We start from the raw sequence: 18,015 nt of genomic DNA on the forward strand, positions 1-18,015 counted from the left end.
CGGGGCAAGATACCGGCTGCCTTCCACTGGGCACGGGCAACGTGTCGGGCCGCGTCGCGCAAAACGACGCCGGCGCCGTCGCGTTCAGCCGCCCGATATCACGGCCTGTGGAATCTGGTAGTGCTCGTAGTCGTTGACCTCGATCGTCCACATGTCGTCGGCCTTCGACGCCTTGACCTTCTCGTTCCCGCTGGTCACCTTGTCGCCGATGAACGTGAGGACGCGCTCGAGGCCGCCCGCAGGCTTGATGTGAACTTCCGCGTTGCCCGGCTTGCCGCGGATGACGCCGAACTCGCATTGCGAAGACCCGACGGGCGCGTTGCCCATCCAGCAGGGCACCGGCCCGGTGGCGTGATAAGGCGTGCCCTTGACCTTGGCGTCGCTGGCCGGCGCCGCGCCCAGCGCAGGCTTGGCTACGGGGCTGCCGGTGACGCCGACCGTGAGGGTGTAGTTCGCGGTCTCGTTCCGCCGCGCAGCGCTGCGCATCAGGTAGACGCGGACCGTGTACTCGCCGTCGGCTTCCAGCGTGCCCGACCACTCGTTGCCGCCCGACGAGCTGTTGTAGACGGCCACGTCCTTCGAGCCCGGCGGGAGCACGTTGAAGTAATTCGCGCCGTGCTTCGTCTTGAGCCACACGCTCATCGTCTGGCCGGCCTTGGCGCGCAGCTTGTAGTCGATCGTCTGGTCGCCCTTGATCGACCCGTTGGTCGTGGCCGACGTCGCGCCCGCCGCGAACCTGACCTGCCGCGTCTCGATGCCGCTCGCCGCCGGCGCTTCGTGACTCGCCGCTACGAACGCGAATCCCAGCGCGAGCACCCACACGGACCGCTTCATCTCCGCCCTCCCCTTGGACCGGCAGCGGTCCGTCTGCGTCGCAACGTCGCGGCCGCGATCGCCATGAGCGCGACTGCCAGCGCCGTCACGCCCTCCTGCGAGTTCGTGGGCACCGGCACGACTGGCGCGATCTTCGTCCACGTGCCCGCCGCTTGGGGCGTGTAGGCCTGTCCCGTCACCAGCCCCGACACATCGAGCACCGTGCAGCTGTCGGCGACGCCGGCCACGCTGGTCCCCGTTGTGCTGCAGGTGGCGCCTTCCATGGCATAGTCTCCAGTGCTGAGAATACGCACCTCGTTGTAGTGGTCGCCGGCGCCGTGCGGGATCGATCCGCTCGTCCAGACCTGGAAATCCAATGCCCAGTTGGCGATCGCGCCGGTCGCATCGGTCCCGGCGACGAACGAGTACACGCGCGCGTTCGGGTCCGACGACGCGTAGGTGTGGACCCCGTCCGAGAACGAGTACGACGTCACCTGCGCGAGGATGTTCGCCGACGGGAGATTCGGCGCGAGCGGCGTGGCGGTCGTGAATTGCCCGGTCACCCGCTGCGAGGTCGCGTACGGCCCCGAGACGATCGAGTAGGTCGGACCGACGTACTGGTAGGTCGTCGCGGCCGACACGCTCACGGAGGCCGACAACGCAACGGCGAGGAAGCAGCTGCGATGCATCGCTCAATAACCCCAGTTCGGATTGTTCCGATAGGGGTAGTTGCCCGACACCCGGCGCCCGGACGAAATGGCGTGGCTCTGCCCCATCGGCAGGTTCGGGTAGTCGCCGGGCCCGTAGGTGTGGCAGTCGCCCTGGAAGTTCGCGTCGGTGCAGAAGATCCAGTAGCCGGACTCCACGCGCAGCGATCGCGCCTTGTCGTTGAATCCCCGCCGGTCGAGGTTGGACATCCCGCCGGGCTCGACGACGAGCGTCTCGCCCGACAGGCTGTAGCCCGAGTAGAGGATCGCGCGCGAACCGGATCCCCAGTTCCCGCCGCCCCCGCCCCACTGCGGCTGGTTGTTCCAGCCGCCGCCGCCGTCGGGCGTCCAGCCCAGCGAGCGCACCGACGAGACGCGGTTGCTCAAGCCCATCGCTTCGAGCGACGGGTACTCGCCGGGACCGAGCGTCGTGCACCGGCCGGCGAAATACGCATCGGCGCAGATCTGCCAACGCCCGCCGCGCACGATCGCCGACGACGCCCGGTCGTTGAAGCCGCTGTCGGCGAGATTCGAGACGCTGTGGCTGGACGAGTAGTTGCGGCCGCTGAAGCCCTCGTTCTCGTACAGCGCGATCTGGGCGCTGGATGCGCCGGCGACCGAAAGCGCGGCCAAGCCGGCCGCTAGACCGGCCGCGAAGGTGGTCTTCATCGTCTTTCTCCTGTCGGGATTCGCTTCCGGGACGGACCTGTCCGCGTCCCTTCGTGCGGCGTGCATTAGATCGGGACGGTCGCCGGCGCGCTATCCGAAAAGCGAAATCGCCGCTGGACAACGCGAATCCCATTGACATCGCCCTCCGTCCGGGCGACGGGGCTCGATCAGGACTTGAGCGTCCGGGACGGCGACTCGCCGTAGGCCCGCCGGTACATCGCGGCGAACCGGCCGAGGTGCGGGAGTCCGACGGCGGTGGCGACGCTCGTGACGTCGGTGCCCGGTTCGAGGCGCACCAGCAGCCGGCGTGCGGCGGCGAGCCGCCGTTCGGCGACGTACCGCATGGGCGAGACTCCGCGCAGCGATGCGAACGTCAGCTGCAGGCTGCGCTCGCCGACGCCTGCGACGCGGCAGAGATCGCCGATCGTGAGCGGCTCGTGCAGATGGGCATCGATCCATCCTTCCAGCACTGCGCACCGGGCTGCCCCCAGCGGTGTCGCCTGCGCGACTCCCTTCCCGCGCAGCAGGATCTCGGCGAGCAGGGCGATCGAGCGAGCTTCGCCGAGCGCATGCCGAGACGCGGGCGACGCCGCCGCCGGCGGTGCGGAGAGTTCGGCGACGGCTGCTTCGAGGGCGACCCGGTCGCTCTCTCGCAGGTCGATCGCGCGGGACTGGATCGCCGCCCGCCCGAGGAGCGTCGGCATCCGCGCTTCGACCTCGTCGACGACGGCATCGACGCTGGCGGCCAGCGCCATGCTCAAGCCCGGTTCGCCACGGCGGGTGAACTCCCAACCCGGTGCGACGATCATCGCGGATCCCGGCGCAACCCGGATCCGGCGTCGCCCGAGCGCATAGTCGTTCGGCGCGTCCACCGGCACTTGCAGGAGCAGGCTTCCGGCCGCGCCTCGAATGGTCTGCGCGAGCCCCGCCCGGCCCCAGCCGACGGCCACGCGGCCTCTGGCCAGCACGTGCCGTTCGAAGGACAACGGGCCCGTCCCGTGGACCACCCGCGAGTGTTCGCCATCGGATCGCGCGACGAACGCGCGGGCCTCGTCGACATCGTCCGAGCGAAAGGTCGATGCGTGAATGGGCGGCGGCGGCGGGCGGAACGCAGGGCGGCGCGCGGTCGTGCTCATGGCGCAGAGAATTTACCACCGCCATGGCCATGGCGCGTCGCGTCGTGTCCGCACGGCTTCGCGACGGGCGACCCGCTCCGGCGGCGCCACGGTCGGCTGCCTCGCCTGCCAGGCGCCCGTGCCGGGCGGCGCGCAGTCGCGTCGTCGACGAGCGTCGGCCACGCAGGCCCTTCGCGGTAAGATTCGCGTTCGTTCGCGCTGCCTTCGCGCGCCGTCCGCCGCGAGGGCAGCCGGGACGCGCCCCGGCAGGATCGGGTCTACGCCGCGGCGCGGTTCCGCTCGGCGTTCAGGGAGTCGCGCACGATGACGAGTTTCCGACCCGGCCCCGACGACGCCTTGCTCGTCGTCGACGTCCAGAACGACTTCGTGAGCGGCAGCCTCGCCGTTCCGGGAGGCGCCGAGGCCATCGCGCCGCTCAATGCCGCGATGGCCGCGTTCGCCGCCGCGGGCCGGCCGATCGTTCTGTCGCGCGACTGGCACCCGGCCGACCACCGTTCGTTCGTGCAGCAAGGCGGCCCGTGGCCGCCGCACTGTGTCGAGGGATAGTAAATCCAACGGCGGGCGCACGCCCCGATCCCCGGGCGGATCGCGGCGGTCGCGCACGTGCCGATCCGCAGCGTCGAGCAGTTCGTCGCGAAGGTCGCGGAAGAAACTCGGCCGGGTCGCCGCGCGCATCGACTGGAAGCCGGACGCGGCCTCGCAGGCGTCCTGGGAGCGCTTGCGCGCCGGGGAATCCGTCGACATCGACGCGCTCGCGCTCGCGGCCTGCAACTGGTCGGTGCCGAAGGGCGAGTGGCGGGAAGCCGGCGCGACGACGTTGGTCGAGGATCCGTTCCTCGCGCCGATCGCACTGCGCCACACGCCTCCGCGCGCCGTCGAGTCGCTGCCGCTGGTGCTGTCCGCCGTCGAGCGGATGACCCGGCGGCTCGCCGACGCCCGCGGGAGCGGCGCCCGCCCGCCGGCGCGTCCGGCCTGACGACGCCTGATCGGATCAGATCGCGAGGTCGCGCAGCATCGCGTCGACGCGCTCGGTAACCGCCGCGTCCATCGCGATCGGGCGTCCCCAGGCGCGCGTGGTCTCGCCGGGCCACTTCGACGTCGCGTCGATGCCCATCTTGCTGCCGAGGGATAGTAAATCCAACGCCTCCGGAGTCGTCGGAGGCAGCATAGCAGGCCGCGACTCACTCGGAGCGACGGGAAGCTGGGGGCGATGAGGGGTCGCTGCGCGGCTCGGGGAGCCCTGCGGGCGGGTGTTTCGCGAGGGTCAGGGAGTTCGCAGCGCGCGCCGGCGGCCGTGGGACACGCACCGGCCCGGCGTCGCGCGCGGCGGGCGGTCGACGCTCGGCGTTACCAAGTGATGCGTTGATCGAACTCGACCTCGGGTGCCGGCTGGGCGTGGGGGTAGAACTCATCCGTCCTGGCATCGGGCAGGTCCCACAGCGGCGGGCCTCGGGCTGGCGCGATGTGCGGTGGCGCGGTCGGTTCGCCGACGTGGAGGAGGATGTTGCGGATGGTGGACGGATCGGTGATGAAGGCGATGATCCTCATCTCGGCGCCACAACGGGAACACACCAGCGGAAACACTTCGTAGATGCGGGCGAGCAGCATGGCCCAGGCGTAGCGAGCGGCACGACGATAAGCCGGTTCGACGGTAGGCGGCTCGGGCGGCGGTGCGGGCGGCGCGGTGGTTGCCCCCGGCGCGAGGGCGGTGACCGCAGCACGCAGGGGCGAGTTGGGTGCCAGCACGCCGAAGTAGCGGTGGCGGTGGACCCGCGGTGGCGGGACGAGTACGGCGAGGCGGTCGAGCAGCTGCAGCGGGGTCAGGATCTGCGGGCCGTTCCCGCCCGGACCGGGCTTGGCGCTCTCGTAGAGCAGGTGCTCGGGATCGCGCTCGCGCAGCCGGTCCAGGGCGAATGGCGGGCGGGTGCAGTAACGCAGCAGCCGCTCGCGCCCGGCACGGTCGGCAGCCGCGATGCGTACCGAGGCATCGAGGGAGAAGCCGCCGCCGTGTTGCCATTGCGCCATTGCCTGCGCGTCATCGCCCGGCAGCAGGCCGCGGCGCACGAACCCGCGCAACAGCCGCCGGCGCACCTGCGCCTGCACCTTCGTGATGGCGGTGGCATCAAGGCCGGTAGCGGCATGAAAGACGACTCCGCCCGCGCCGGGCTCGAACACCCCGTCGATGACCGCGCAGTGGAAGTGCAGATGCGCATTGAGTGTCGAGCCGAAGCGATGGATGAAGGCCACCGCGCCCAGACGCGCCGCGGGGCCTGAACCAGGACTGTGCGCGCGCAGGCAGGACTCCACCGCGCGCAGGAAGAGCCGCAAGGCAGCACCCTGCAGGTCGGCATCGCGTTCCAGGAAGTAGCGCAGGCGCTTGGGCACCGCCAGGACCCACTGGCGCAGGGGCAGCTCCGGCAGGACGTGATCGGTCAGATGCGCCGCCGTCGCCACCATGCGCCGGGCGTTGCACGAGGGGCACACCCCGCGCCCCTTGCACGAGAAGGCGATCAGGAAGTCATGCCCGCACTGCCCGCACCGGGCCCGGGCAAAGCCATGGGCAAGGATTCCGCATTCCAGGTAACGGCGGAACTCGCGCTCCACATATGCCGGCACCGACCACTCATCGTCGTGACCGTCGCGGCAGCGGGCGAGCCAGGTCTCGAGGTGTTGCTGGAACGCGCGCGACGGTAGGAGGGCAGCTCGCGAATCCGCAAGTGCAGCAGTGGACGGTGTTCGACAACGCCGGCCGGGCCACGAGCGGCACGACGATGATCGACGGGCGCAGCTACGTGTCGACCACCTCGTTCGACGCCAACGGCCGGGTGGACAAGCTGCAGTACCCGTCGGGATACATGGTGGTGAACCGCTACACGAGCTGGAGCGGCGCGCTCGATCGGGTAGCGGAATGGACCGGCAGCGCGGTGGGACAGGTGCACTGGACGATGGGAGCCCGGCACCCGGACGGACAGGCGGGATACGGGTCGCTGGCCGGGACGAGCTTCGCGCGCAACTACGACGGGTTCGGGAGGGTGTCCGACATCACCGCGGGGGTGGGCGGCAACCCGATCTCGCTGCAGAACGCGCACTACACGTTCGACGCGCTGGGGAACCTGACCCAGCGCAGCGAGAGCGTGCTCAACCCGGGCACGCAGAGCTTCGCCTACGACCCGGTCGACCGGCTCACGAGCTACGCGGGGCAGAGCGCTGCCTACGACGCGGCGGGGAACCTCACCAGCCGTGCGGGGACGAGCTACAGCTATCAGGCCGGCAGCCACCGGATCACGAGCTACGGGAGTACCGGCTACGGCTACGACGCCAACGGGAACGTGACTGGCATCAGCGGGGGCACCACGAGGACGATCACCCCGACCGCGTTCAACCTCCCGAACACGATCGTGCAGGGGACCACGAGCCTCGCCTACGTCTACGACGGCGGGCACCGGCGGATCAAGGAGACCTCGACCACCGCCGGCGGCACGACCACGACCTACTACCTGGGCGGCTACGAGGAGCTCACCCGGACCGACGGGATCACCGAGCGGCGGCACTATCTGGCCACGCCGGACGGGACGGCGGGGATCCACATCAGCAGAAGCGACGGCACCACCGCGCCGCGCTACTGGCTCACCGATCACCTGGGGAGCGTGGTAGGCGAAGTCGATCAGGCCGGGGCACTCAAACAGAGCGCGACATTCGGGGCGTGGGGAGACCGGACGCAGGTCGTGCAGGCCGACCCGAGGGCCGAGGATCGCGGATTCACCGGCCACGAGCACCTGGTGGAGGTGGGACTGATCCACATGAACGGGCGGGTGTACGACCCGATCACCGGCAGGTTCCTCGCGGCGGACCCGCTGATCCAGGATCCGTACGACGCGCAGAGCTACAACCGCTACAGCTACGTCAGGAACAATCCGCTCTCCTTCACCGACCCGTCCGGCTACAGTTGGTGGACCAAGTGGAGGAAGCCGGTTATCGCGATTGCCGTTGCGGCGGCAACCTACGGAGCCGCAAGTTGGCTGATGACGACGGCGGCCGTGTCCGCGCCAGGAGGTGCAACTGCGTTTGCAGCCGTGGCAGACTTTCAGTACGGAGCAACGGTCGCGGCGCTCACGCCGACAGGGTCGGCAACGGCTGCAGTGGCGTCAGGTTTCGCTTCTGGTGGCATAGCCGGTGGCAACATTGAAAGTGCGGTCACCGGAGCCGTTTCCGCGGGAGCGTTCTTCGCGGCGGGAAGCATTGCAGGTGCTGTGACGGCAGAGGGGATTGCTGGTTTCGGACATGGCGAGGTGGGCAGAATTGCGCTTCACGCCGTAGCGGGTTGCGCATCAGGGGCGGCTGCGGGAGGGAGCTGCGGAAAGCAGGCCGCCGCAGCCGGATTTGCGGAGCTTGCGGGGCCTGTCGTTTCCTTTGGAAGTGGCAACGTTGCTTATGGAGTCGCTGCGCACGCAATCGCTGGCGGCATCGGCGCGAAGCTCGCGGGGGGAAAGTTTGAGAACGGGGCAGTGACTGGCGCATTCGGATATCTATTTAACGTAACCGCTCGCCGAGCGGCGTACTTGTCAGAGCGCGAGGCGCTCGATCTCGGAACGCAGCCGTTGGTGGGCGAAGTGCTGCTTCCACAGCCGCGGCGTGAGTTGCTCGACCTCGGCGGCGGGATGGCGGTCGACACGCTGCAAGACATCGACCAGGTAATCGTAGGCGTTGATGTCGTGCAACTGGCAGGTCACGAGCAGACTCTGCACGATGCCGATCTGCCGGGCACCGAGCTCGGTCCAGCTGAACATCCAGTTTTTCCGACCGAGCGGGATGGGACGCAGGCTGCGTTCGAGGTGGTTGGTGTCGACCGGCAACTCCGGATCGCCGAGGAACAGCGACAGCGCGTGTCGTCGCGCGTGCGCGTAGCCCAGCGCCTGCACGAACCGGCTGGTCGGCAACAGCGCCTGGTCCTCGAGCCGCTGCCGGACCCACTCGAAGAAGGCCTCCACCTCTGACTTCGAGTGCGTCAGTCGATGCAGGTGCTTGTTGGCACCCGCGAGCTTGCGGGTGCGGATGTCTTCCTCGATCTCGTAGATCCGGCCGATCCGGGCCAGCGCCTGGCCGGCGAGTTCGGGCCTCACCGCCTGCGCCTTGAAGAACTCGCGCCGGCAATGCGCCCAGCACTGTGCGTGAGCGATGCCGGTCTTCTCGGCGTAGGCCGCGTAGGCGCCGTAGCCGTCGCTCAGCAGCACCGCATCGCGGCGCGGCTGCAAGCCCAGGATCGCCTCGACACTCGCGTGCGCGCGGGTCGCGAAGAACGGAAAGCACACCTCGTCGAGCTCGCCGTACACCGGCCAGAAGTAGCAGGCCTTCATCTTGCCCGGCGCCGAGCGCCCCGCCTTGATCGGCGTCTCGTCGATCGCCTTCACCCGCGAGCCGCGGATCGATTCGAGCTGTGCGTCGTAGATCGGCTCGAGCAGCCCGACCGCCTGCGCCGTGATCTCGGTGAGCCAGCCGCGGCTGACCCGAATCCCGGCCTGCACCATGCGCTGGTGCTGCCGGTGCAGCGGCAGGTGCCACTGCATCTTGTCGATCAGCAGGCCGGCGAGCAGGCTCACGTCGGCACGGCTGCCCTCGATCACCCCCGCCGGTGCCGGCGGGCACGACAGCGCCTGCGTGTCGCGGCGCTTGATCACCGGTCGCACGTACTTGAGCACCACGTAGCTGCCGGGCTGCTGCGCGAGGCGATGCGACACCTTCTGCCCGATCACCTCGTACTGCTCGGGGCGCAACCCCTGCGCTTCGGCGTTGGGCACCTCGATCACCCGCACCGGCACCCGGGACTCGTCGAAGAACAGGCTCGACTCGTCGAGGCCGGTGGCGGCCAAGTCGCTCCGTGGCACTCGTCGCGTATGCGCGGGCACCTGTTTGGTCGGTGCCGGCGGCGCTGCCTCGGGCACCGCCAGCAGCTCGCCCAGGTGCAGTTGCAAGGCGTCGGGTGGCACGATGCGCCGCTCGCTGGTGCTGCCGAAGATCTGCCGGCGAAACCACTCGAGCTGCTGCTTGAGCGACTCCACGTCGCGTTGCAACCGGGCGTTGCGCTCTTCGCTGCTGCGCAGCGTGTCGAGCACTTCCTGCGCCGACCAGTGCGCCACCTCGTCGAGAGTAGCGGCGTGCAGCGCGGTCGGTGTCGACATGACTACGATGATAGCGGAAAGACCGTGTGCTCATGCGGCCTCGCGCGTGATTCTCGCCACGTTGTAGCGCAGTCGTTGTCGCGTTACAACGAAGCCTTCGAGCATCAGCTTGAACTGCGTCCAGTCGATCTCGCAACTCTTCATCTGCGACCAGTCCGACACGAAGCAACCACGCTCCAGACGCTTGCCCCAGATGCAAAATCCACTGCGGTCCCAGTACAGCACCTTGACCTGAGAACCGCGCCGGTTGATGAACACGAACAGGGTGCCCGACAGTGGATCGAGCCCCAGCGCGTGACGGGTCAGCGCGTACAGTCCGTCGAACGATTTGCGCATATCCACGGGCTGCCCGTAGACGTGCACGCGCACCGTGCCCTCGGGGAAGAACATCAGCCACGACGGATCGTCACCACGATTCCGCCTCCCAGTTCCAGACGCATCTCGACGGGCTCGGACACGCCACCCATGTGCAGCATTCCAGCGTCGACGAATCCACTACGCGGCCCCGCGACCGCCGCACGTTCGCCGACAGTGCACTCCTCAAGGCGCTGCGCACCGGTCGCGCGTTCTGCGAGCAACGAACGCCAACGTCCAAAGCTCGAGCGGCTCACGCCCTCCCGTTCGCAGAAGGTCTGGATGCTCATGCCGCTCGCCCGCTGTCGCTCGATCATCGCCCGCCACGTCTCTTCGCCGTGGCGTTGCCAGGCCTTGCCTCTGACCTCCACCGATACCGCCTTCGTTCCTTCGCCCATCACCGATCCCCGTTCGTGGTTGCCAACGGGATCGAGTATTCACGGCAAGTCAGCGGCAGGGAAGAACGCCGATGGGCGAACGCTTACTATTTAACCACTGCAGCCATGTCCAAGGCGGCTGTTGGAACGCGTTCAAAGATGCGGCCGCCATGACCTACGACTGGGCAACAGGTCAAGGGTCCAACACGCGAGTCTTTGGTCCGGGTCGATTCAAGTCGTAGATATGATGGACGCCCCAGGTGTAATCGATGCGCGTGCATTCTTTACAGCAAGAATGCCGCGGCTATTGCCCGTGGCTCGTATGACTCGTTGCAACCAGTAACGAACTACGCGGCCAGCTTCGGCGTCTTCGACCTGTTTACGACCAGTTCTCCGACGCAACAGTTTGTAGGCAGCTATCGCGTGGACATCTTCCCCGTTAAAGGCGGTTCCGACCTGATGTTCGTTTTGAACAACAACTCAAGCTTCAGGTCCTTCGCGTACGGAATTGCTCCTGCCTGGGAGCGGACCACGTTGGCGCCGGCGGGCAATATGCGTCAGACCTATTGGTGGACGGAGCCTTGGCGGCCGTGATGAGAAATGTGGTCCTGTACCTGCTTCTTGTGCCGCTTGTTGGGGCGTGCGCGCGACCGCTCGAGAAGACGGAAGTGCTTGGCACCTACGAGTTCGTCCTGGAAGCGTAAGGGAAGTAGTGGTCATCGGTGACGACGGCAAATACACCAACAGTCTGTATGAGAACGGCACGCTCGTATGGTCCGACCGCGGCGAATGGACATACGAGCAGCAGCCAATAACACCGGCGTGACCTTTACCGCGTTCCGCTTTGGCATCCCAGGGCACTCTGCCCAGCCCGGTCTCTGGTTTGTCGTTCCATCAAAGACGTTGACGGGCGGTAAGGAGCTTTGCTTCGACTTGGATCTTGGTCGATGCTTCCGGAACACTTTTAGCAACTGCAATCGAACGAAGCTCATTCCGCTTATCGCCGACCGCACGAGCAACCACGATTAGTGCAGAAGACGGAAGCTCCATTGTGGTTCAGTTGAGTGATGGTATCTCGATTCGTCGTGGCCACCCTCCCCTGTTCAGGGGCGATATTGGGACTCGGATGGACACGTTGTGTTCGTCACCGCCTTCGCGGATAAAGCTGGAAATATCTATGAGATTGAAGTTGCTAGGGTAGACCTGCAGCCGATTCTTGACCTTGCGCGGGCGGATCGGATTGAATTCTCGGACCTTCAAACAGGCTACTACAGGACAACCAAATCTTCCGGCGCGCGCGAGGGTAGACAGCGTTTGCGGGAACCAATGGAGCTTAGACTCGATTGGTGACGCGCACGACGACGACGGGCTACGACAGCCGTGGGCGGTTCGCCACGTCGACCACCCACCCGACCTCGACGCTCAACCCGGTGGTGCTCTCCGAGGCGCGGGTGGTCGACCCGCGCTTCGGGATCGCGACCAAGGTGACGGATGCGAACGGCGTCTACACGACGAAGCTCGTGGACGGTTTCGGGCGGGTGTACGGGGAGCGCAGTTTCAACCAGGCGAACCAGAAGGTCGGCGAGACGTTCAGCGCGGTGGAGACGGCCGGCATCGTCGGCAACGAGAAGTACCGGCAGCGGCAGAAGGCGTCGGGGGGAGGGGAGGTCGAGGTCTACCACGACGAACTCCAACGCGAGGTGAGGCGCAGGAGCAAGGCGTTCATCGACGCGACCTACGCCACCACCACGCTCGGCTACGACGCGGCGGGCCGCAAGAGCAGCGCGACCAAGCCGGCCGGCCAGTACGTGGTGACGACGAGCTGGGCCTACGACACGCTCAATCGCCTGGCGAGCGAATCGATCACGACCAGCGCGGGGACCTTGTCGCTCACCTCGAGCTACGCCTACGGCGTCACGCCCTCGCTCACGGTCGAGGGCAGCGTCGTGGGTCCGCTGAAGTCGGTGTCGATCACCCAGTCGGGGAGCGTGAGCGGGCAATTGCACGTCTTAGGGAAGTGGCCGGGCACGTAACCCGAGAGATCGGAGTAGACACCTCCGGCGCAGTCATCCATCGCGCACCTCGGCGAGTCGACAATCGGCTTGAAAGAGGACTTTTCGATGGGGCTTTGGTCGACCTTCAATCTGACAGCGCGACATGTACTCGAGAAGAGTTCGAGTGGATGTGGCAGGAGCATCAAACGGGAAGCTGCGCTACGGCACTTGTGCTGTCGAGGATCTCGAAGTCTTGATGATTTCTCACGGAGAGCAGCGCTCGAGCCCCGGTCACCACGAATTCCGCCATGGCTGCGATCGCCGTGGCGATGACGATGTCGTCGTCGGGATCGGGTGCGACGCGCGGGATCGTTGCTGGCCGCACGACGGCGGCGAGCGCCGCGTAACCGAGGATGAGCGCCTCGACGCTCTGGTCTGACGCGCCGATCCTGGGCGCGAACTTCGGCCGCGCGAGGACGTCGCCGAGTTCGATCAGGAGCGGCGTGCTGGTGAAAAGCTCAACGCGCCGTTCGCGCGCGGCATGAAGCAGTTGCCGCGGCGGCCCGCTCCACAGCAACGCCGCGACCACGACGTTGGTGTCGAGGACCAGGCGCATTCAGGGCGCGTTCCGGGCGCGCCGCTCGGCGCGCATCGCGGCGATCTCGGCGGCGACGTCCTCTGGGCCCATGAACGCGGGTTCGGCGACGCGGTCCATGCGCTGCATGGCGGTGAAGAGGTTCTCGACGCGCTGCGCCTTGAGCTCCTCGCGCAGCATGAGCTCGATACGCTCGGGCGTGAGCAGGCCGGCGCGTTGGGCCTCCTGGGCGAGCTGATCGGGCAGCGTGATCTCGACGGTGGTCATGACCTTTCCTCAGCCGCTGAAACGACTTTCTGAACGGCGCTCGAGCGTTCCGCGCTCGACGAAGGAGTCGAGCGGCTACAGCTCCTGCCGCGAGGCCGACGCACGCAGACGCCAAGCATTGTATGAGACCCGTGAGAGTGTTTGGCGAGCCGGGGCGGAGGCGGGGCCCGCGGGGCGTACGGCGCGCATCCCGGAGGCAGAGCAGGAACGGCTGAAGGGCGAGTTGGCGACCGCAAGGACGTAGCGCACGGGCTCGCCCTTCGGCCGATGGTGCGCGCCGGCGATTCGATCGTATCGCGACCGACCCAGCGCGGCGCTGTGGCAAGATCGCGCCGCGATGACGATCCTGCTGACCGGCCCCACCGCCAGCGGCAAGAGCGCGCTCGCGCTCGCGCTGGCCGAAGCGCTCGACGGCGAGATCGTGAGCGTCGACTCGGCGCAGGTCTACTGCGGCATGGACGTCGGCACCGCGAAGCCCGATGCGGCGACGCGCGCGCGTATTCCGCACCACCTGATCGACCTGATCGAGCCGACCGAGAGCTATTCGGCGGCGCGCTTCTGCGCGGACGCGAACGCCGCGATGGCCGCGATCCGCGCGCGCGGGCGTGTCCCGATCCTCGCGGGCGGCACGATGCTCTATGTGAAGGCGCTGACCGAGGGCCTCTCGGCGCTGCCGCGCGCGGACGCGGCGACGCGGGCAGAGATCGACGCCGAGGCGGCGCGCGTCGGCTGGCCGCGGATGCACGCGGAGCTCGCGCGCGTCGATCCGGTCACGGCGGCGCGGCTCGCGCCAAACGACGCGCAACGCATCCAGCGCGCGCTCGAAGTGTGGCGGTTGACCGGCCGGCCGCTGTCGCAGTGGCAGGGGCGGCGCGGCGCGACGGCCTTCGACGCGCTGCGGATCGCGCTCGTCCCCGCCGACCGCGAGCGCCTGCACCGCGAGATCGCGCGGCGCTTCGACGCGATGCTCGTCGCGGGGCTCGTCGACGAAGTCGCGGCGCTGAGGCGAACGCACGCACTCGCACCGACGATGCCCTCGATGCGCTCGGTCGGCTACCGACAGGCGTGGCGCTTCCTCGACGGCGAGATCGACCGCGAAACGCTTCGCGCGACCGGCATCTCGGCGACGCGCCAGCTCGCCAAGCGCCAGATGACCTGGATGCGGTCGATGCCGGGCGAGGCGTTCGATCCCTGGGCGCCCGACCTGCACGAGCGCGTGTTGCGCCGGGTGGGCGAGGAAGCCGCGTCGATGCGCGCCTGACCCTGACGTGCGCAGGGTCGTCCCGCGGACGGCACGAAACGCGATTCCCGCGCGTGCGATAATGACCGGCTCGACGCCCGGGTCACGACCATGCGCCGCACGCTCTACGACAAGCTCTTCGACAGCCACGTCGTCCGGACCGAGACGGACGGCACCGCGCTCCTCTACATCGACCGCCACCTCGTCCACGAGGTGACGAGCCCGCAGGCGTACGAAGGCCTGCGGCTCGCGGGGCGCAAGCCCTGGCGCGTCGGCTCGATCGTCGCGACCGCCGACCACAACACGCCGACGCGCGACTGGGCGAAGGGTATCGCCGACCCGATCTCGCGCACGCAGGTCGAGACGCTCGACGCGAACATCCGCGCGTTCGGCGCGAAGGCGTACTTCCCGTTCCTCGACAAGCGCCAGGGCATCGTGCACGTGATCGGGCCGGAGACCGGCGCGACGCTGCCGGGGATGACCGTCGTGTGCGGCGATTCGCACACGAGCACGCACGGCGCGTTCGCCTGCCTCGCGTGGGGCATCGGCACCTCCGAGGTCGAGCACGTGCTCGCGACGCAGTGCCTGCTCGCGAAGCGCGCGAAGACGATGCTGGTGCGCGTCGACGGCCGGCTGGGCGCCGGCGTGACCGCGAAGGACATCGTGCTCGCGGTGATCGGGCGCATCGGCACCGCGGGCGGCACCGGGCACGCGATCGAGTTCGGCGGCAGCGCCATCCGCGCGCTGTCGATGGAAGGCCGCATGACCGTCTGCAACATGGCGATCGAGGCGGGCGCGCGCGCGGGCCTCGTCGCGGTCGACGACACGACGATCGACTACCTGCGCGGCCGCCCGTTCGCGCCGTCCGGCGAGCGCTGGGACCGCGCGGTGGCGCACTGGCGCACGCTCGTCTCCGACGAGGGAGCGACCTTCGACGCGACGCACCTGTTCGACGCCGCGGAGATCGAGCCGCAGGTGACCTGGGGCACGTCGCCGGAGATGGTGGTGCCGGTCGGCGGCCGGGTGCCCGATCCGGAGCGCGAGCGCGACGCGACCCGGCGCGACGGCATCGAGAACGCGCTCGTCTACATGGGGCTCGCGCCGAACACGCCGATCACCGACATCGCGATCGACAAGGTGTTCATCGGATCGTGCACGAACTCGCGCATCGAGGACCTGCGCGCGGCGGCGGCGGTCGTGCGCGGGCGCAAGGTCGCGCGGAACGTCCGACTCGCGATGGTCGTGCCGGGCTCGGGCAGCGTGAAAGCGCAGGCCGAGAAGGAAGGACTCGACGGCGTGTTCCGCGCCGCCGGATTCGAATGGCGCGAGCCGGGCTGCTCGATGTGCCTCGCGATGAACGACGACCGGCTTGAACCGGGTGAACGCTGCGCGTCGACGTCGAATCGCAACTTCGAGGGACGGCAGGGTGCGGGCGGGCGCACGCATCTGGTGAGTCCGGCGATGGCGGCGGCCGCGGCGATCGCCGGGCACTTCGTCGACGTGCGGCGGATGGCGTAGGAGGAACACCGATGGAACGAATCGTTTCGCTCGTCGCACTGGCGCTCTTCGTGCTCACGCTCGCCGGCTGCAACACGATGGCGGGCATCGGCAAGGACGTGAAGGCCGGCGGCCAGGCGCTCGAAACCGCGGCCGAGAAGTCGAAGCCGAAGTAGTCCGCCGTACGAGGAGCCCCACGATGGAGCCGTTTCGCGTGCATTCGGGAATCGTCGCGCCGCTCGACCGCGCGAACGTCGACACCGACGCGATCATCCCCAAGCAGTTCCTGAAGTCGATCAAGCGCACCGGGTTCGGGCCCAATCTGTTCGACGCGTGGCGCTACCTCGACCACGGCGAGCCGGGCATGGACCACGCGCGGCGCCCGGTCAATCCGGACTTCGTGCTGAACCAGGAGCGCTACCGCGGGACGACGATCCTGCTCGCGCGCCGGAACTTCGGCTGCGGCAGTTCACGCGAGCACGCGCCGTGGGCGCTCGCGGACTTCGGCTTCCGCGCGGTCATCGCGCCGTCCTACGCCGACATCTTCCACAACAACTGCTACAAGAACGGCCTGTTGCCGATCGTGCTCACCGAGACCGAGGTCGCGAAGCTCTTCGACGCGACAGCCGCGTTCCCCGGCTTCTCGCTCACGATCGATCTCGAGCGCCAGACGGTCGCGACGAAGGACGGTTCGCTCGCGTTCCGCTTCGAGGTCGAGCCGTTCCGCAAGCACTGCCTGCTCGAAGGGCTGGACGACATCGGCCTCACGCTCGCGCACGCCGACGAGATCCGCGCGTTCGAGGCGAAGCGGCTCGCGGAGCAGCCCTGGCTCGCCTGAGTCGGCGAAGGGCGAAGGGAGAAGGGGGAAGGGGGATGGGGGAAGGGTTCTGTGCGGCCTCAGCGGGCCGACGCGGGCTGACTGATCTCCCCACCCTTCCCCCTTCTCCCTTCTCCCTTCTCTCTTCTCCCTTCCCCCCTTCGACGAACGCTCCATGAAGATCTGCCTCCTCCCCGGCGACGGCATCGGCCCCGAGATCGTGCGCGAAGCCTCCCGCGTGCTCGACCACCTGCGTCGCGACGGCCTGCCGATCGAGACCGAATTCGCCGCGATCGGCGGCGCCGGCCACGACGCCGCCGGCCATCCGCTGCCCGAGGCGACGCTCGACCTCGCACGCTCGGCCGACGCCGTGCTGCTCGGCGCGGTCGGCGGCCCGAAGTACGACACGCTGCCGCGCGAACTGCGGCCCGAGCAGGGCATCCTCGGCATCCGCAAGGCGCTGGGGCTGTTCGCGAACCTGCGGCCCGCGATCCTGTATCCGGAACTCGCCGCGGCGTCGACGCTCAAGCCGGAAGTGGTCGCCGGCCTCGACCTCATGATCCTGCGCGAACTCACCGGCGACATCTACTTCGGCCAGCCGCGCGGACGCCGCCGCAACGCCGAAGGCCACGACGAGGGCTTCGACACGATGCTCTACAGCGTGCCGGAGATCGAGCGCATCGCGCGCGTGGGCTTCGAGACCGCGCGCCGCCGCGCGCGCCGGCTCTGCTCGGTCGACAAGGCCAACGTGCTCGACACCTCGATCCTGTGGCGCGAGGTCGTCACGCGTGTCGGCAAGGAGTATCCGGATGTCGCGCTGTCGCACATGTACGTCGACAACGCGGCGATGCAGCTCGTGCGCGCGCCGAAGCAGTTCGACGTCATCGTGACCGGCAACATCTTCGGCGACATCCTGTCCGACGAGGCGTCGATGCTCGCCGGCTCGATCGGGATGCTGCCGTCGGCCTCGCTCGACGCGAAGCAGAAGGGCCTCTACGAGCCGATCCACGGCTCCGCGCCCGACATCGCTGGGCAGGACAAGGCGAACCCGCTCGCGACCATCCTCTCGCTCGCGATGATGTTCCGCCACACCTTCGCGCGCGCCGAGGTCGCCGACCGCATCGAACGCGCCGTCCGCAAGGTCCTCGCCGACGGCAAGCGGACCGGCGACATCGCGCTTCCCGGCGAGAAGGTCATCGGCACCCGGGCGATGGGCGACGCCGTCGTCGCGGCGCTTTGACCTTGTGGGTCGGGCTTCAGCCAGACGCCTTTTCTGCCGCATGAACATCGTCGGGCTGAAGCCCGACCCACCGAACCGGGGGCCAAGGCCCGGCCCGAGCCCCTTGCTGCAACGCAATACGCCTGTTAGGATC

18 protein-coding genes and 1 pseudogene are annotated in these 18,015 nt (G+C 68.4%); 8 read left to right on the top strand and 11 right to left on the bottom strand.

Going from position 1 to position 18,015, the window contains the following annotated elements:
- Positions 1 to 84 precede the first annotated feature (84 nt).
- The 4 genes from HS109_08875 to HS109_08890 form a co-directional block, all read right to left on the bottom strand.
- Positions 85 to 834 carry a hypothetical protein gene (locus HS109_08875; protein MBE7522487.1) on the bottom strand — a complete coding sequence of 250 codons (750 nt, stop codon included), beginning with the start codon at positions 832 to 834 and terminating at the stop codon, positions 85 to 87.
- A complete protein-coding gene (locus tag HS109_08880; protein ID MBE7522488.1) occupies positions 831 to 1,502 on the bottom strand; it encodes a hypothetical protein in 672 nt (223 codons plus the stop codon). The genes HS109_08875 and HS109_08880 overlap by 4 nt, the downstream gene beginning before the upstream one ends.
- Positions 1,503 to 1,505: 3 nt before the next feature.
- A complete protein-coding gene (locus HS109_08885; GenBank protein MBE7522489.1) occupies positions 1,506 to 2,189 on the bottom strand; it encodes a beta/gamma crystallin family protein in 684 nt (227 codons plus the stop codon).
- A gap of 167 nt (positions 2,190 to 2,356) precedes the next feature.
- Positions 2,357 to 3,175: a helix-turn-helix transcriptional regulator gene (locus HS109_08890; protein MBE7522490.1), complete on the bottom strand. Its 819-nt coding sequence runs from the start codon at positions 3,173 to 3,175 to the stop codon at positions 2,357 to 2,359.
- Between the two features lie 453 nt (positions 3,176 to 3,628).
- On the opposite strand from HS109_08890, the gene HS109_08895 reads away from it, so the two are divergent.
- Both HS109_08895 and HS109_08900 read left to right on the top strand, forming a co-directional pair.
- Positions 3,629 to 3,871 (top strand): isochorismatase family protein, encoded by a 243-nt coding sequence (locus tag HS109_08895; GenBank protein ID MBE7522491.1) that lies wholly within the window; start codon positions 3,629 to 3,631, stop codon positions 3,869 to 3,871.
- Positions 3,872 to 4,043: 172 nt separating this feature from the next.
- Complete coding sequence (locus HS109_08900; GenBank protein MBE7522492.1) at positions 4,044 to 4,301, top strand: hypothetical protein; 258 nt, start codon at positions 4,044 to 4,046, stop codon at positions 4,299 to 4,301.
- 15 nt (positions 4,302 to 4,316) lie between these two features.
- Here the strand turns inward: HS109_08900 and HS109_08905 are convergent, their stop codons facing one another.
- The 5 genes and pseudogenes from HS109_08905 to HS109_08925 all read right to left on the bottom strand — a co-directional run bounded on the left by HS109_08905 (position 4,317) and on the right by HS109_08925 (position 10,253).
- Positions 4,317 to 4,493, bottom strand: coding sequence for a hypothetical protein (locus HS109_08905; GenBank protein MBE7522493.1), 177 nt, complete (start codon positions 4,491 to 4,493; stop codon positions 4,317 to 4,319).
- 179 nt (positions 4,494 to 4,672) lie between these two features.
- A pseudogene (locus tag HS109_08910) lies at positions 4,673 to 6,001 on the bottom strand (transposase).
- A 1,886-nt stretch (positions 6,002 to 7,887) separates the two neighbouring features.
- A complete protein-coding gene (locus HS109_08915) occupies positions 7,888 to 9,501 on the bottom strand; it encodes an IS66 family transposase (protein MBE7522494.1) in 1,614 nt (537 codons plus the stop codon).
- Positions 9,502 to 9,531: 30 nt separating this feature from the next.
- Entirely contained in the window at positions 9,532 to 9,891 is a 360-nt protein-coding gene (gene tnpB / locus HS109_08920; GenBank protein MBE7522495.1) for an IS66 family insertion sequence element accessory protein TnpB, read from the bottom strand.
- Complete coding sequence (locus HS109_08925; protein ID MBE7522496.1) at positions 9,891 to 10,253, bottom strand: IS66 family insertion sequence element accessory protein TnpB; 363 nt, start codon at positions 10,251 to 10,253, stop codon at positions 9,891 to 9,893. The genes tnpB and HS109_08925 overlap by 1 nt, the downstream gene beginning before the upstream one ends.
- 1,325 nt (positions 10,254 to 11,578) lie before the next feature.
- Here HS109_08925 and HS109_08930 point away from each other — a divergent pair.
- Complete coding sequence (locus tag HS109_08930; protein MBE7522497.1) at positions 11,579 to 12,265, top strand: hypothetical protein; 687 nt, start codon at positions 11,579 to 11,581, stop codon at positions 12,263 to 12,265.
- Between the two features lie 163 nt (positions 12,266 to 12,428).
- Here HS109_08930 and HS109_08935 read toward each other — a convergent pair whose 3' ends face one another.
- Positions 12,429 to 12,842, bottom strand: coding sequence for a putative toxin-antitoxin system toxin component, PIN family (locus HS109_08935; GenBank protein ID MBE7522498.1), 414 nt, complete (start codon positions 12,840 to 12,842; stop codon positions 12,429 to 12,431).
- A complete protein-coding gene (locus HS109_08940; GenBank protein ID MBE7522499.1) occupies positions 12,843 to 13,088 on the bottom strand; it encodes a hypothetical protein in 246 nt (81 codons plus the stop codon). It lies immediately after the preceding gene.
- Positions 13,089 to 13,425: 337 nt separating this feature from the next.
- Here HS109_08940 and miaA point away from each other — a divergent pair, with 337 nt between their 5' ends.
- From miaA to leuB, 5 genes are all read left to right on the top strand, one after another.
- Positions 13,426 to 14,349, top strand: a complete 924-nt coding sequence (gene miaA / locus HS109_08945; GenBank protein ID MBE7522500.1) for a tRNA (adenosine(37)-N6)-dimethylallyltransferase MiaA — start codon at positions 13,426 to 13,428, stop codon at positions 14,347 to 14,349.
- A gap of 90 nt (positions 14,350 to 14,439) precedes the next feature.
- The gene (gene leuC, locus HS109_08950; protein MBE7522501.1) at positions 14,440 to 15,846 is read left to right on the top strand and encodes a 3-isopropylmalate dehydratase large subunit; all 1,407 of its coding nucleotides are present in this window, start codon (positions 14,440 to 14,442) and stop codon (positions 15,844 to 15,846) included.
- An 11-nt stretch (positions 15,847 to 15,857) separates the two neighbouring features.
- Positions 15,858 to 16,001, top strand: coding sequence for an entericidin A/B family lipoprotein (locus HS109_08955; GenBank protein ID MBE7522502.1), 144 nt, complete (start codon positions 15,858 to 15,860; stop codon positions 15,999 to 16,001).
- A gap of 23 nt (positions 16,002 to 16,024) precedes the next feature.
- Positions 16,025 to 16,663, top strand: coding sequence for a 3-isopropylmalate dehydratase small subunit (leuD, locus tag HS109_08960; protein MBE7522503.1), 639 nt, complete (start codon positions 16,025 to 16,027; stop codon positions 16,661 to 16,663).
- 154 nt (positions 16,664 to 16,817) lie between these two features.
- Positions 16,818 to 17,882 carry a 3-isopropylmalate dehydrogenase gene (leuB, locus tag HS109_08965; protein ID MBE7522504.1) on the top strand — a complete coding sequence of 355 codons (1,065 nt, stop codon included), beginning with the start codon at positions 16,818 to 16,820 and terminating at the stop codon, positions 17,880 to 17,882.
- Positions 17,883 to 18,015: the final 133 nt, after the last annotated feature.

The sequence above is a fragment of the Burkholderiales bacterium genome (assembly GCA_015075645.1).
In the GTDB taxonomy this organism is placed as follows: Bacteria; Pseudomonadota; Gammaproteobacteria; order Burkholderiales; family Casimicrobiaceae; genus VBCG01.

Bases quoted from the DNA above. Each gene is read 5' to 3' on its own strand.
- HS109_08905 (MBE7522493.1), bottom strand. From the start codon at position 4,493: ATGCTGCCTCCGACGACTCCGGAGGCGTTGGATTTACTATCCCTCGGC.
- HS109_08935 (MBE7522498.1), bottom strand. From the start codon at position 12,842: ATGCGCCTGGTCCTCGACACCAACGTCGTGGTCGCGGCGTTGCTGTGG.
- HS109_08925 (MBE7522496.1), bottom strand. From the start codon at position 10,253: ATGGGCGAAGGAACGAAGGCGGTATCGGTGGAGGTCAGAGGCAAGGCC.
- leuB (MBE7522504.1), top strand. From the start codon at position 16,818: ATGAAGATCTGCCTCCTCCCCGGCGACGGCATCGGCCCCGAGATCGTG.
- HS109_08875 (MBE7522487.1), bottom strand. From the start codon at position 834: ATGAAGCGGTCCGTGTGGGTGCTCGCGCTGGGATTCGCGTTCGTAGCG.
- HS109_08885 (MBE7522489.1), bottom strand. From the start codon at position 2,189: ATGAAGACCACCTTCGCGGCCGGTCTAGCGGCCGGCTTGGCCGCGCTT.
- tnpB (MBE7522495.1), bottom strand. From the start codon at position 9,891: ATGTTCTTCCCCGAGGGCACGGTGCGCGTGCACGTCTACGGGCAGCCC.
- leuD (MBE7522503.1), top strand. From the start codon at position 16,025: ATGGAGCCGTTTCGCGTGCATTCGGGAATCGTCGCGCCGCTCGACCGC.
- HS109_08895 (MBE7522491.1), top strand. From the start codon at position 3,629: ATGACGAGTTTCCGACCCGGCCCCGACGACGCCTTGCTCGTCGTCGAC.
- HS109_08955 (MBE7522502.1), top strand. From the start codon at position 15,858: ATGGAACGAATCGTTTCGCTCGTCGCACTGGCGCTCTTCGTGCTCACG.
- HS109_08880 (MBE7522488.1), bottom strand. From the start codon at position 1,502: ATGCATCGCAGCTGCTTCCTCGCCGTTGCGTTGTCGGCCTCCGTGAGC.
- HS109_08915 (MBE7522494.1), bottom strand. From the start codon at position 9,501: ATGTCGACACCGACCGCGCTGCACGCCGCTACTCTCGACGAGGTGGCG.
- leuC (MBE7522501.1), top strand. From the start codon at position 14,440: ATGCGCCGCACGCTCTACGACAAGCTCTTCGACAGCCACGTCGTCCGG.
- miaA (MBE7522500.1), top strand. From the start codon at position 13,426: ATGACGATCCTGCTGACCGGCCCCACCGCCAGCGGCAAGAGCGCGCTC.
- HS109_08940 (MBE7522499.1), bottom strand. From the start codon at position 13,088: ATGACCACCGTCGAGATCACGCTGCCCGATCAGCTCGCCCAGGAGGCC.